Source organism: Mycobacterium sp. ACS4331, from assembly GCF_001667265.1.
Taxonomy (GTDB): domain Bacteria; phylum Actinomycetota; class Actinomycetes; order Mycobacteriales; family Mycobacteriaceae; genus Mycobacterium.
This window is the reverse complement of sequence record NZ_LZHW01000102.1, coordinates 108,046-121,355: the sequence shown is the minus strand read 5'-3', so window position 1 is coordinate 121,355 and position 13,310 is coordinate 108,046. Positions and strand designations below refer to the sequence as shown.

8 protein-coding genes and 2 pseudogenes are annotated in these 13,310 nt (G+C 68.2%); 3 read left to right on the top strand and 7 right to left on the bottom strand.

The annotated features are described in order from the left end of the window. Both treY and treZ read left to right on the top strand, forming a co-directional pair. Positions 1-2,286: a malto-oligosyltrehalose synthase gene (treY, locus tag A5727_RS23910; protein WP_068256221.1), complete on the top strand. Its 2,286-nt coding sequence runs from the start codon at positions 1-3 to the stop codon at positions 2,284-2,286. Next, positions 2,279-4,009, top strand: a complete 1,731-nt coding sequence (treZ, locus tag A5727_RS23905) for a malto-oligosyltrehalose trehalohydrolase (protein ID WP_068256592.1) — start codon at positions 2,279-2,281, stop codon at positions 4,007-4,009. The genes treY and treZ overlap by 8 nt, the downstream gene beginning before the upstream one ends. Here treZ and ilvA read toward each other — a convergent pair. Together ilvA and A5727_RS23895 are read right to left on the bottom strand one after the other, a co-directional pair. Continuing rightward, on the bottom strand, positions 4,006-5,286 hold the full coding sequence (gene ilvA, locus A5727_RS23900; protein WP_068256216.1) for a threonine ammonia-lyase IlvA: 1,281 nt from the start codon (positions 5,284-5,286) through the stop codon (positions 4,006-4,008). The two genes, treZ and ilvA, sit on opposite strands and share 4 nt — an antisense overlap. A 51-nt stretch (positions 5,287-5,337) precedes the next feature. Further along, a pseudogene (locus tag A5727_RS23895) lies at positions 5,338-5,776 on the bottom strand (nitroreductase family deazaflavin-dependent oxidoreductase). An 81-nt stretch (positions 5,777-5,857) separates the two neighbouring features. On the opposite strand from A5727_RS23895, the gene A5727_RS23890 reads away from it, so the two are divergent. Then, on the top strand, positions 5,858-6,088 hold the full coding sequence (locus A5727_RS23890) for a hypothetical protein (RefSeq protein WP_068256589.1): 231 nt from the start codon (positions 5,858-5,860) through the stop codon (positions 6,086-6,088). A 100-nt stretch (positions 6,089-6,188) separates the two neighbouring features. Here the strand turns inward: A5727_RS23890 and A5727_RS28270 are convergent, their stop codons facing one another. From A5727_RS28270 to A5727_RS23870, 5 genes and pseudogenes are all read right to left on the bottom strand, one after another. Next, the gene (locus tag A5727_RS28270) at positions 6,189-6,527 is read right to left on the bottom strand and encodes a hypothetical protein (protein WP_068256213.1); all 339 of its coding nucleotides are present in this window, start codon (positions 6,525-6,527) and stop codon (positions 6,189-6,191) included. A gap of 436 nt (positions 6,528-6,963) precedes the next feature. Next, a pseudogene (locus A5727_RS28265) lies at positions 6,964-7,602 on the bottom strand (DUF222 domain-containing protein); the annotation flags it as partial. A 202-nt stretch (positions 7,603-7,804) separates the two neighbouring features. After that, the gene (locus tag A5727_RS23880; RefSeq protein WP_068256210.1) at positions 7,805-8,974 is read right to left on the bottom strand and encodes an MFS transporter; all 1,170 of its coding nucleotides are present in this window, start codon (positions 8,972-8,974) and stop codon (positions 7,805-7,807) included. 7 nt (positions 8,975-8,981) lie between these two features. After that, on the bottom strand, positions 8,982-12,521 hold the full coding sequence (dnaE, locus tag A5727_RS23875) for a DNA polymerase III subunit alpha (protein WP_068256206.1): 3,540 nt from the start codon (positions 12,519-12,521) through the stop codon (positions 8,982-8,984). 115 nt (positions 12,522-12,636) lie between these two features. Further along, on the bottom strand, positions 12,637-13,242 hold the full coding sequence (locus A5727_RS23870; protein ID WP_068256203.1) for a SecDF P1 head subdomain-containing protein: 606 nt from the start codon (positions 13,240-13,242) through the stop codon (positions 12,637-12,639). Positions 13,243-13,310 lie beyond the last annotated feature (68 nt).

Here is a 13,310-nt window from a genome sequence, read left to right as displayed (position 1 = left end):
ATGGCGCACCCGGTGCTGTCCACCTATCGCCTGCAGATGCGCGGCGATGCGTTCACACTGGCCGACGCCACCGCACTGGTGGACCACCTCGACGACCTCGGCATCACCCACCTGTACCTGTCGCCGATCCTGACGGCCGCCACGGGCTCGACGCACGGCTACGACGTCACCGATCCCACGGCGGTCTCGGCCGCACTCGGCGGACCCGAGGGTCTGGCGGCGCTCTCGGCGGCGGCCCGCGAACGCGGCATGGGTCTGATCATCGACATCGTGCCCAACCACGTCGGCGTCGAGCGACCTCAGCAGAATCCGTGGTGGTGGGATGTGCTGCGGCACGGTCGATCCTCGCGCTTTGCGGCGTTCTTCGACATCGACTGGAGCCTGGATCCCGAGGGGCGCATCGTCCTGCCGGTGCTCGGCGACGACGGCGATGTGGACGCCCTTGACGTCGACGGGGACGTCCTGCGACTCGGCGACCTGGTGTTCCCCATCGCACCGGGAACCGCCGAGGGCACTGGTGCACAGGTGCACGACCGACAGCACTACCGCCTGGTGGGCTGGCGCAACAATGTGTGCGGCTACCGCCGGTTCTTCTCGATCACTTCGCTGGCCGGTCTTCGGCAGGAGGACCGCGAGGTGTTCGACGCGAGCCACACCGAAGTGCGGCGCTGGTTCGACGAGAACCTGGTCGACGGGGTGCGCATCGACCACCCCGACGGCCTGACCGACCCGGTCGGCTACCTGAACTGGCTGCGCGAAATCATCGGCCCCAGCGCCTATCTGGTGATCGAGAAGATCCTGGCGCCCGACGAGGCACTGGAGCCGACGCTGCCGGTCGACGGCACGACGGGATACGACGCGCTGCGTGAGATCGGGGGGTTGTTCGTCGATCCCGCAGGCGCACCGGCGCTGACCGCGCTCTCGGCCGAGGCGGGCTTCTCCCACGACAGCGTCGAGGAGCAGACCGCGGCCCTGAAGACCGTCGCGGCCACCGAGACCCTGGCCAGTGAACTGGCCCGGGTGCGGCGGTCGATCGTCACGGCCACCGGCGCCGACCACGATCTGCTGCCGCAGGCCGTTGCCGCCCTGCTGACCCACATCGAGGTGTACCGCTGCGACTATCCCAGTCTGGTCGCGATGATGTCCACCGCGATCGCCGAAACCGCCGCGGAGAAACCGGAACTCGCCGCGCCCCTGCAGATCGTCGCGGCCGCGCTGGATGCCCCCGAACCGGCCGCGCGGATTCAGCAGCTGTGCGGGGCGGTGACCGCGAAGGCCGTCGAGGACTGCCTGTTCTACCGGGACACGCGCCTGGTGTCACTCAACGAAGTCGGCGGCGACCCCGACCGGTTCGGCGTCAGCGCCGCGGAGTTCCACCACAGCGCTGCGGTGCGTGCCGCGCACTGGCCGACCGCGATGACCGCGCTGACCACCCACGACACCAAGCGCGGCGAAGACGTCCGCGCCCGCATCGGAGTCCTCTCGCAGGTGGCCGCGTTGTGGACGCAACTCGTCGGTGTGTGGCAGGAGATGGCCCCACCGCCGGATGCGAGCACCGCGCTTTTCCTGTGGCAGAACCTCTTCGGGGTCTGGCCGAGCGACGGGGTCATCGACGACACCTTCCGCGCCCGCGTGCACGGCTACGCCGAGAAGGCGATCCGGGAGGCACATCTGCGGACGTCGTGGAACGACCCCGACGAGGAGTTCGAGGCTGCGGTGCACACCTGGGTCGATCGGGTGCTCGACGGTCCTGTCGGCACCGAGATGACCGCTCTGCTCGGCCAGTTGGACGCGCATGCCCGCAGCGATGCGCTGGGTCAGAAGCTGTTGTCGCTCACCGTGCCCGGCGTCCCCGATGTCTATCAGGGCACCGAGCTGTGGGAGGACAGCCTGGTCGACCCCGACAACCGCAGACCGGTGGACTACGCGGCGCGGCGCCGCGCGCTGACCGCACTCGAGCACCCGAAGCTGCGTGTCGTGCGGGCCGCACTGCACCTGCGCCGGCGGCGGCCGCAGACGTTCCTGTCCGGCCGTCACACGCCGCTGCTGCCGACGGGCGACCTGGCGGCCCACCTGGTGTCCTTCCTGCGAGGCGACGACGTCCTCGTCGCGGTGAGCCGCTGGACGGTCACTCTGGCAGACGCGGGGTGGGGTGACACGGCGCTGACCCTGCCCGACGGCACCTGGACCGACTGCCTCACCGGCGCCCAGCATGCCGGAATCGTCTCCGCCCCAACGCTGTTCAACGAACTTCCGGTGGCCCTGCTGGAGCGTGCCGATGACTGAGCGGGAGTTCGCGGTCTGGGGACCGCGACCGGACCGAGTGCAGCTCGACGTCGACGGCACCCGATATCCGATGACACGCTCCGCGGACGGATGGTGGCGGGCGAGCGCCCCGGCCACGGTGAGCAGCCGCTACGGGTTCGTCCTGGACGACGACCCCACGGTGCTCCCCGACCCGCGCTCACCCCGCCAACCCGACGGTGTGCACGCACCTTCGGCACTGTGGGACGCCGCGGCGGCGACCTGGGGCGACGCCGCGTGGGCCGGTCGCAGCGTCGAGGGGGCCGTCATCTACGAACTGCACATCGGCACCTTCACCCCTGGCAGCACGTTCGACTCGGCGATTGAGCGACTGGACCATCTGGTGGAACTGGGCGTCGACTTCGTCGAGGTCATGCCCGTCAACGCCTTTGCGGGACCGCGGGGGTGGGGATACGACGGTGTGCTCTGGTACGCGGTGCACGAACCCTACGGCGGGCCCGACGGCCTGGTGCGGTTCGTCGACGCCTGCCACCGACGCGGACTCGGTGTGCTGATCGACGCGGTGTTCAACCACCTGGGCCCGTCGGGGAACTATCTGCCGCGGTTCGGGCCCTATCTGTCGTCGGGCACCAACCCGTGGGGTGAGGGCATCAACATCGCCGACGCCGACTCCGACGAGGTGCGCAGATACATCATCGACTGCGCGCTGCGCTGGATGCGCGACTTTCACGCCGACGGACTGCGACTCGACGCGGTGCACGCACTGGTCGACACCACGGCGATCCACATTCTCGAGGAGTTGGCCGCCGAAACCGACGACCTGTCGGAACAGCTGGGCCGTCCCCTTTCGCTGATCGCCGAGACCGACCGCAACGACCCGCGGTTCATCACGCCGCGCAGCCAGGGCGGCTACGGCCTGACCGCCCAGTGGGACGATGACATCCACCACGCGCTGCACACCGCCGTGTCGGGCGAGAACCACGGCTATTACTCCGATTTCGGCTCGGTGGAGACACTGGCGCACACGCTGCGTCACGGCTACTTCCACGCTGGAACGCATTCATCGTTCCGCAGGCGCCGACACGGCAGGCCGTTGGACACCTCGATGATCCCGGGCTCTCGCCTGCTGGCGTACACCAGCACCCACGATCAGGTGGGCAACCGGGCCGTCGGCGACCGCCCCTCGGCCTACCTGAGCGATGGTCAACTGGCGGTCAGTGCCGCGCTGGCGCTGCTCACTCCGTTCACGGCGATGCTCTTCATGGGTGAGGAGTGGGCGGCCGACACGCCGTTCCAGTTCTTCAGCTCGCATCCCGAGCCCGAGCTGGGGGAAGCCACCCGGGAGGGCCGTCGCGCCGAGTTCGCCGACCACGGCTGGGACGCCGAGGAGGTCCCCGACCCCCAGGACGAGCAGACCTTCCTGCGCTCGAAGCTGAATTGGGCCGAGCCCGGCGAAGGCAGGCACGCGCGCATACTGGGCCTCTATCGCGACCTGATCGCGTTGCGCCGCAACGAGACCGATCTCAGTGACTTCCGGCTCGACCACCTCGGCGTCGACTTCGACGAGGACGCACGCTGGATTGTGCTTCGGCGCGGCGGGCTGGTGATCGCGTGCAACCTGGGGCCGGACCCGGTGACCGTCCCGGTGACGGGCGATGTCGTGTACGCGTGGGGGCAGCCCCGCGTCGGCAGCACCGCCACGGCGCTGGACGGGCAGTCGTTCGCGGTGCTGCGGACCACCTAGGTCAGGTAGCGGTAGGTCGGCGAGCCCGGTTCGAGCAGTTCGATGTGGCACTCCGAACTGGACATCCGATCGAGCAGGCCCTCCAGATCGGAGGCCGCACCCAGTTGGATACCGACCAGCGCCTCGCCGGTCTCGCGGTTGTTCCGCTTGACGTACTCGAACAGCGTGATGTCGTCGTTGGGGCCGAGCACCTCGTCGAGGAAGCGGCGCAGCGCACCCGGCTCCTGCGGGAAGTCGACCAGGAAGTAGTGCTTGAGACCCAGGTGCACCAGCGAGCGCTCCAGGACCTCGCCGTAGCGCGACACGTCGTTGTTGCCGCCGGAGATCAGGCAGACCACCGTGGACCCGGGTTCCACCTCGGATTCCAGCAGGCCGGCGACCGACAGTGCCCCGGCCGGCTCGGCGATGATGCCCTCGTTCTGGTAGAGATCGAGCATCGCGGTGCACACCGCACCCTCGTCGACGGTGGTCACCGACACCATGTCTCCGACCGCGGCCAGTGCCGCGAACGGCTCCGCCCCGATCCGTGCCACGGCCGCGCCGTCGACGAACTGATCGACGTCGTCCAGCGTCACCGGCTCCCCGACGGCCAGCGCGGCCATCAGCGACGCGGCACCGGCCGGCTCCACCCCAAGGACCGACGTGGAAGTGGTCCGTTCGGCGAGATAGCTCGCGATCCCGCTGATGCAGCCGCCGCCGCCGACGGGTACGACCACCTGGTCCGGCTCGCCGTCGAGCTGGTCGAGGATCTCGACCGCGATCGTGCCCTGCCCGGCCATGGTCCGCGGGTCGTTGTAGGGCGGCACCAACGTGGCGCCGGTGCGCGCGACATCCTCGAGGGCGGCCTCGGCCGCCAGGTCGTAGGTCTTGCCGCCGACGATCAGCTCGATCCAGTCACCGCCGTGGTACCGGATCCTGTCCCTCTTCTGCTTGGGCGTCTTGGCCGGCACATAGACGCGACCGTGGATGCCCATGGACCGGCACGCCAACGCGAAACCCTGTGCGTGGTTGCCCGCCGACGAGCACACCACCCCCGCGGCGATCTCCTCGGGGGTCAGCTGCATCAGCAGGTTGTAGGCACCGCGGACCTTGTAGGACCGCACGACCTGCAGGTCCTCACGCTTGAGGTACACCAGCGCCCCGGTGAGCTGGGACAACCGGTCGCTGAACTGCAGTGGGGTCGGTGAGACGACGCCCGAAATTCGGCGAGCAGCCGCCTCGACGTCGGCCGCGGTCAGCGGCGACAACCGATGCTTCTGGCTCACTTCAGCGGACACCGCTACATCGTGCCACGTGGGCTTTTGGCAGAAGAAATCGTTTACGGCGCGTCAGCGCACGGGTGTGAGCACAAACACCGGGATCTGACGGTCGGTCTTCTTCTGGTACTCGGCGTAGTCGGGCCACGCCGCCACCGCCCGCTCCCACCACACGGCCTTCTCGTCGCCGAACACCTCGCGGGCCTCGTAGTCGCGCGACACCGTGCCGTCCTGCAGTTCGACCAGCGGATTCGCCTTGACGTTGAAGTACCAGACGGGGTGTTTGGGCGCACCGCCAAGGGAGGCGACGATCGCGTACTCGCCGTCGTGTTCCACCCGCATCAGCGGGGTCTTGCGAATCTTGCCGGTCTTGGCGCCGACAGTGGTCAGCAGCACCACGGCCTTACCGTTGAGTTCGGTGCCCTTACGTGCCGCCGGACTCCATGTACTCCTCGGCGTTCTCCCTAGCCCAGTCCGAGGTGCTGGGTGCGTAATCCCCTGTCAGTGGCATGTAGTCAGGCTATCGAAATCGACACGCCGGATCCGGGGTTTCGGTTGGCCGAAAAGTTTTCTACGAGCTATCGTGGTGCTCATGACCACCGCCGAGCAGTTCCGCTCAGCAGTCACCCACCCCGCATCGCGGGAGGTGACGATCGCCGGCGTGCCGTGGCCCGCCTACAAGGTGATCGCGCTGGTCGTGGCCGCAGTCGTCTTCGGTGTCGTCGGCGTGGCGACCGCCAGCCTGGGTGCAGGCGTTCTGAGCGGCGCCGCCGTGGGCACCGTCGCATGGGTGGGCTTCGGTATCACGCACCGCATGCGCTGATTCGCGGCGCCCACCGCAGTGCCGCCTTGGGCACTCCCCCGTTGTCGAGAGACGAAGCAAGCTTTTCGACACCAGTGCATCCGCCCTCTTTCACCACGCGTCAGCTCGTATCCCATTGTGCCCGTAGCCTTTTGATTCGTTGCTCCTGTTCGGCCCGGCGGGTGCGACGGCGTTTCGGCATCTGCAGGCCGCGGTTGCTGGCAGGCGTCCCCGGCCGGAGTTGAACCTCCGGAAGGGCCGCGTTGGTGGTGTCCCAGTGCGGGAAGACGATGCGGCTGCCGGGGTGGGTGGTGTAGATGTGGCCGGTCGGGGCGGTCCAGGTGATGCTGCCGTCGGGGTGCTGAACATCCGACCAGCCCTCGGGACCGGTGTAGAAAGTCTTGAGCAGATGGTTCTTTCGGCAGAGGCAGCGCAGATTCGACGGGTGCGTCGGCCCCACTGGATAGGGAATCGCATGGTCGATGTCGCAGAACTGCCGGGGTGCTGCACCCCGGGAAGCGGCAGAACATATCCCGGGCACGGACGAACGCCGCCAGCGCCGCCGAGGGGTGATACCCAGGCTCTGCGGTTTGTGGGGGTGGTTTGAGCGGTTTGACGGCGGCGCCGGCCTTGAGGAGCTCGGCCAACAGCGGCTGGGGCACGATACCGCCGCCCTGCAACACCGCTGCCGGCCGCCGCGCCGACGTGGGGGTGGCTGCGGGTGAGGGCGACGAGTCCTGCGCCGAGGCGCCAGCGGCCCGGGCGGCGGGGTCGGGCACTGCCACGCACTCAGACGAGCCTTGCGCGGCCTGCCGCGTTTCCTCGGCGATCCCCACCCGGGCCGCAGCCACGGCCCGCTCGTCGGCCAGGACATGGATGACTGCGGGGCTGCGGCTGGGTTTCACCGTGGCGCCGACACATTCGGGCCTTCCGCAGCGGCACGCCAGCGGCCCGGACTCGGAGACCATCGCCCCCAGGGCGTCGGAACGGCGCTCCCCCGCGCTGCGGGGGTCATCACTGCACAGGTGACGAGTCAACTGGACCACCCGTTTCCTGATCAGCGCGGCGTCGGTGCTGTAGATCCGACCCCACATCGAGCAGGTGCCCGTCTCATCCTCGGGCTTGCCGAACTGCACATCCCGCCCCCGGGCCGCCGCCTCAAACGCTGCCACCGCATCCGGATCATGCTCGGCCAGCACCTTGTCGATCTCCACGTCGAGTTTGGCCTCCGACAACGCCCCCCACCCAGACGCCTGCCTGGCGATATCACCGTCGATGGCGGCGTTGGCGTCGTCGTCGATCACCATCCGGGTGCGCCAGCAGATGATCGATGCCGTCCGCGCACTGATCACCCCAGCCTGAAGCAACCCGAAGACTCGGGGCAGGCGCACGTGCATGGCCAGCGCGACATGCATCTGACCGGAAGCTTTGCGCCCACTGATGCCCAATGCGGCGCCGATCTCGGCGGCGCACGCATCCCAGGTGTCACATACCCAGCGTGCGCGCTCACCGTCATCGCAGACCCTCAACTCCATCAGCGCATGGATCGCCGCCAGCCGATGCGCCGCCGCGGCAGCCTCCGCGCGTGCGAAAGCGCTGATCGCGGACACGACCGACACGTCGTCCTCCGAATCAAACCCCGTATCGCACATACGTTCGATTGTCGTCGTCGTCCACGCCCGCCGCCATACCGAAGCGCCAACCTGTGGACGAAACCGTGATTGTGGACAATGACCTTCAGCGTCGCCCAACGCGCAGCACACACGGCAGCGCCGCCATGGCGACCACTTGGATGGCGATCACCACGGTGATCAGCAGCGGAATGGAGCGCTCGTACAGCACACCGGTCAGTGCACCCCCACCGGCCAATGCCGACCCGATCACCGCGGCGTACACGCCGTACGCCGTGGCCCGCCGCGGCGGCGGCACCAGATCGGCGACGACGGCCTTCAAGGTCGAGTCCTGAATGCCGACGGCAGCACCCCACGCCACCGCCCCGGCGACCACCAGTGGCAGATCCGCGCTGAACCCCAGCGCCGGAACCGCGGCGGCCAACACGGGCAACACCGCCAGCACCCGGCCACCGATCCGGTCGTAGGTCCAGCCCGTCGCCAGCGCGGCGATGGCCGCGGCCCCCATCGCCGCGGCATAGATGACGGGCACCCAGCCCGCACCCACGATTCCGCGCGAGACCTGATGGAAGGACAGCACCGCGAACGTGGTGAACCCCAGCATCGTCGCCGCTGAGAATCCTGAGTACACCCAGAACGACGTCGGAAAGCGTTGCCCTGGACCAGATGTGACATCGGCGGCCGTCACCGAAGCTTCGTAGCGGGACGGTTCAGGGACGCGGGCGCGCAGCCACAGCAGCAGGGCGATCGCAGCCGCACCCGGCAGAGCCAGGAACGCCAACGTCGGCCCGTACGCCCCGCCGAACACCACCAGCAGGCCGGCCACCGCGAGCGGCCCGGCGAACGCCCCGACTTGGTCGAGCGCCTTGTGCACCGCGAATCCGCGCCCCCGCCCGGTGACCGCGGCGGCATGCGAGAGCAGCGTGTCCTTGGCCGGACTTCGCACGGCCTTGCCCACCCGCTCCGCGATGATCAGCGCGCCCGCCGCCCACAGCACGCCCGCGATACCCAGGAACGGCACGGTGCACACCGTGAGCAGATATCCTCCGATCGCCCAGGCCCAGAACCGGCCCGTGCGGTCGGTCAGCGGGCCCGAGGCCAGGCGCAGGATCAGCGCGGCGGCCTCCCCCACACCGCTGATGACGCCGACGACCGCCGCGGTCGCACCCAGCGACGCCAGCAGCGGACCCGTGATGGACCGGGCGCCTTCATAGACGACGTCGGCCAACAGGCTCACGACCCCGAACGTGGCGACGAACCGCCACGCGCTCAGCATCGGAGTGCTAACCGCCGAGGCAGCCCGGGCCCAGCAGGGCCTTCAGATCGCCCATCAGCGCCGAGGATGGCGTCACGCGCAGCGACTGATCCAACTCCAGCGTCGTGATGCGCTCACCGCTGATCAACCGCAGGTGCACCTGCGAGGTCCCCGGATGCCGGGCCAGCACCTGCTTGAGCGCGGTGACCTTGTCCATGGTGCACTGCCGGGTGGGCAGGCTCACCGCCAGCGGACGGTCGGGCTGTGCGTTGGAGAAGTCGGGCACCACGAGGTCGTGCACGATCAGCGAACGACGGTCGTCGCGCACGGCCACCTTGGCTTTGAGGATCACGACGGTGTCGTCGGCGACCTCGGCGCCGTACACCGAGTAGGTCTGCGGGAAGAACAGCACCTCGATGCCACCGCTGAGGTCCTCGAGTTGCGCTGAGGCCCAAGGCAGTCCGTTCTTGTTCACCCTGCGGTTGACCGAGGCGAGGATGCCGCCGACCTGAACCTGGGCATCGTGGGCGACGTCGCCGTCGAGGATGGCGGGGATCTGGGTGTCGACCTGATTGGCCAGCAGGTGCGCCACACCGTCGAGGGGGTGCCCCGACACGTACAGACCGAGCATCTCGCGTTCCAGCGCGAGTTTGTGCTTGTCGTCCCACTCCTCGTCGGGCACCTTGATGGTGAACACCGAGTCCGTGCCGCCGCCCTCATCGGCACCGCCGAACAGGTCGAACTGGCCCATGGCCTCGGCCTTCTTGGTGCCCAACACCGAGTCGACGGCGTCGGTGTGCACCAGGAACAGGCCCTTGCGCGCATGCTTGAGGGAGTCGAACGCGCCGGCCTTGATCAGCGACTCGGTGACCTTCTTGTTGCAGGCCGCGACGTCGATCTTGTTGAGGTAATCCGAGAAGTCGGTGAAATTACCCTTCTGCCTCCGGGTTTCGATCAACGAGGCCACGACATTGGCGCCGACGTTGCGGACCGCGCCCAGACCGAACCGGATGTCGTCGCCGACCGAGGCGAAGTTCTGCACGGACTCGTTGACGTCGGGCGGCAGCACCGTGATGCCCAGGCGGCGGCAGTCGGACAGGTAGACCGCGGCCTTGTCCTTGTCATCGCCCACGGACGTCAGCAGGCCGGCCATGTACTCCGAGGGATAGTTGGCCTTGAGGTAGGCCGTCCAGTACGACACCAGGCCGTACCCGGCCGCGTGCGACTTGTTGAACGCGTACCCGGCGAACGGCAGGATCGTGTCCCACAGCGCCTTGACGGCCTTCTCGGAGAAGCCGTTGGCGGTCATCCCCTCGTAGAAGCCCTTGTACTCGGCCTCGAGCACCTCAAGCTTCTTCTTGCCCATCGCCTTTCGGAGCGCATCGGCCTTACCCATCGTGTAGGAGGCGACCTTCTGGGCGATGAACATGATCTGCTCTTGGTAGACGATCAGGCCGTAGGTCTCCGACAGGATGTCCTTGAGCGGTTCCTCGAGCTCGGGGTGGATCGGCTTGATCGGCTGCCGGCCGTTCTTGCGGTCGGCGTAGTCATTGTGGGCGTTCATGCCCATCGGGCCGGGCCGGTACAGCGCCAGCACCGCGACGATGTCGTTGAACTCGGTGGGCTGCATGCGCCGCAGCAGGTCCCGCATGGGCCCGCCGTCGAGCTGGAACACGCCCAGAGTGTCACCGCGGGAGAGCAGCTCGTAGGTGGCCGGGTCATCGAACGGCACCGAGTCGAGGTCGAGTTCGATGCCGCGGTTGGCCTTGATGTTCTCGAGCGCGTCCCCCATGATCGTGAGGTTTCGCAGCCCCAGGAAGTCCATCTTCAGCAGGCCGATGGCCTCACACGACGGGTAGTCCCACCCGGTGATGACCGCACCGTCCTGAGGACGCTTCCACAGCGGGATCGCATCGATCAGCGGTTCGGAGCTCATGATGACCGCGCAGGCGTGCACACCTGCGTTGCGGACCAGGCCCTCGAGGCCGCGCGCGGTCTCGTAGATGGTCCGGACGTCCGGGTCGGTGTCGATCAGACCGCGGACCTCGGCGGCCTCCTTGTACCGCTCGTGATTCGGGTCGGTGATGCCCGAGAGCGGAATGTCCTTGGCCATGATCGGCGGGGGCAGCGCCTTGGTGATCCGGTCGGCGATCGCGAAGCCGGGCTGCCCGTAGTGCACGCGGGCCGAATCCTTCAGCGCCGCTTTGGTCTTGATGGTGCCGAAGGTGATGACCTGGGCCACCCGGTCACTGCCCCACTTCTCGGCGGCATACCGCACCATCTCACCACGACGGCGGTCGTCGAAGTCGATGTCGATATCGGGCGCCGACGGACGTTCGGGGTTGAGGAAGCGCTCGAACAGCAGGCCGTGCGGAATCGGGTCGATGTTGGTGATGCCCAACGCGTAGGCCACCAGCGAGCCCGCGGCCGAGCCGCGGCCCGGCCCCACCCGGATGTCGATCGACTTCGCGTAGTTGATCAGGTCGGCGACGATCAGGAAGTAGGACGGGAAGCCCTTGCCGCAGATGACGTCGATCTCGTACTCCGCGCGATCGATGTACTCCTGCGGCACATTGTCGGGGAACCGCCGCCGCAGGCCCGCGTGGACTTCATGCTTCAGCCATGAGCCCTGATCGTGGCCCTCCGGCACGGGGAACACCGGCATCCGGTCGACGGGTGCCCACACCTCGTCGTACGGCGTGACCCGTTCGGCGATCAGCAGCGTCGAGTCACACGCGCCCGGCACCTCGTCGTCCCAGATAGCGCGCATCTCGGCGGCCGACTTCAGGTAGTAGCCGTCGCCGTCGAACTTGAACCGGTTGGGATCCGAGAGCGTCTTGCCGGTCTGGATGCACAGCAGCGCCTCGTGGTTGTGCGAATGCTCACGCGTGACGTAGTGGCAGTCGTTGGTGGCCAGCGGCGGGATGGCGAGCTTGCGGCCGATCTCCAGCAGCCCGTCGCGCACCCGCCGCTCGATGGACAGCCCGTGGTCCATCAGTTCGAGGAAGAAGTTCTCCGGACCGAAGATCTCCCGCCACTTGGCGGCGGCCTCCAGCGCCTCCTGCGTGTGGCCCAGGCGCAGCCGGGTCTGCACCTCACCCGAGGGGCATCCGGTGGTGGCGATGATGCCCTCGGCGTGCTCGGCGATGATCTCGGCGTCCATCCGGGGCCACTTGCCGAGCTGGCCCTCGAACGATGCCAGCGACGACAGCTTGAACAGGTTGCGCAGGCCGGTCGCGTTCTGCGCGACCATCGTCATGTGCAGGTAAGCGCCGCTGGCCGACACGTCGTCGGCCTTCTGGCTGGGGTCACCCCAGGTGATCCGGCGGGTGTCGAAGCGCGATCCGGGCGCGATGTAGGCCTCGACCCCGATGATCGGCGTGATGCCGGCGCTCTTGGCCTCGTTGTAGAACTGGCTGGCGCCGAACATGTTGCCGTGGTCGGTCATGCCGACCGCGGTCATCTCGAGGCGCTGCGCCTCGGCCAGCATGGGCTTGATCTTGGCGGCACCGTCCAGCATCGAGTACTCGGTGTGGTTGTGCAGGTGAACGAAGCCGCGATTACCCATAGGCCCGTCAGTCTAGAACCCCCGTCCGACACCGCCGGGGTGACTCGCGGACGGTGCTGGGTGTCTCGGCGTGCCGCCCGGCGTGTCGCCGCCGGGCGCGTCCGAGACGACGTTTTCAGGCCTCGTCGCGCAGCAGGCGCGCCATCCCCTCGGACTCCTCGGCGGTCATCTCGCCGGACAGCTGCAGGGTGTCGCCGTCGAGGCGCTGGCCGATCTGCGGGGCCGAGACCACGACCCCGCCGCGCACGAACGCCACCTGCTTGCCGATGTTGGCCGCGGTGAAGTCGGAGAACGTCTGGGCCGACTCGGGCGTCAGCGCGACCTGCACGTAATAGGAGTTGTTCAGCGGCGACAGCAGCGCCTCGGCCTGGGTCAGCTGAAGCTGCACCGCCTCGGAACTGAGCGTGAACAGCGCGGTCTTCTCGATGTCGCACAACTGCACGGTCTCGGTGGGTGGCCCCATCATTCCCTGCGGGCACTCCTCCGGTGTGGTCATCACGGCCTTGACCACCGGGCGCACGGTCAGCGGTTTGATCTTCGGCACATCCGGGGTGGGGGCCGTGGTCTCCGAACCCGCGGCCGACTCCGGTGAGTCGAATCCCTGCTGGATCAGCACCGCGGTGATCGGCACGATCATGGTCAGCCCGACCAGTGCCGCGGTCACCGCAATCCAGCGTTTGCGGCGAGTGCGTGCCGCGTCGCGGCCCGCTGGGTCCGTCATCTGTTCACCTTTCGCATTCGCACCGCCCCTGGGCGTGACGAAGATCTGGTGCCGAGCACACCACCGTC

Coding starts and splice junctions, on each gene's coding strand:
- treY (WP_068256221.1), top strand. CDS start 1: ATGGCGCACCCGGTGCTGTCCACCTATCGCCTGCAGATGCGCGGCGAT.
- treZ (WP_068256592.1), top strand. CDS start 2,279: ATGACTGAGCGGGAGTTCGCGGTCTGGGGACCGCGACCGGACCGAGTG.
- A5727_RS23890 (WP_068256589.1), top strand. CDS start 5,858: ATGACCACCGCCGAGCAGTTCCGCTCAGCAGTCACCCACCCCGCATCG.
- A5727_RS23880 (WP_068256210.1), bottom strand. CDS start 8,974: ATGCTGAGCGCGTGGCGGTTCGTCGCCACGTTCGGGGTCGTGAGCCTG.
- dnaE (WP_068256206.1), bottom strand. CDS start 12,521: ATGGGTAATCGCGGCTTCGTTCACCTGCACAACCACACCGAGTACTCG.
- A5727_RS23870 (WP_068256203.1), bottom strand. CDS start 13,242: ATGACGGACCCAGCGGGCCGCGACGCGGCACGCACTCGCCGCAAACGC.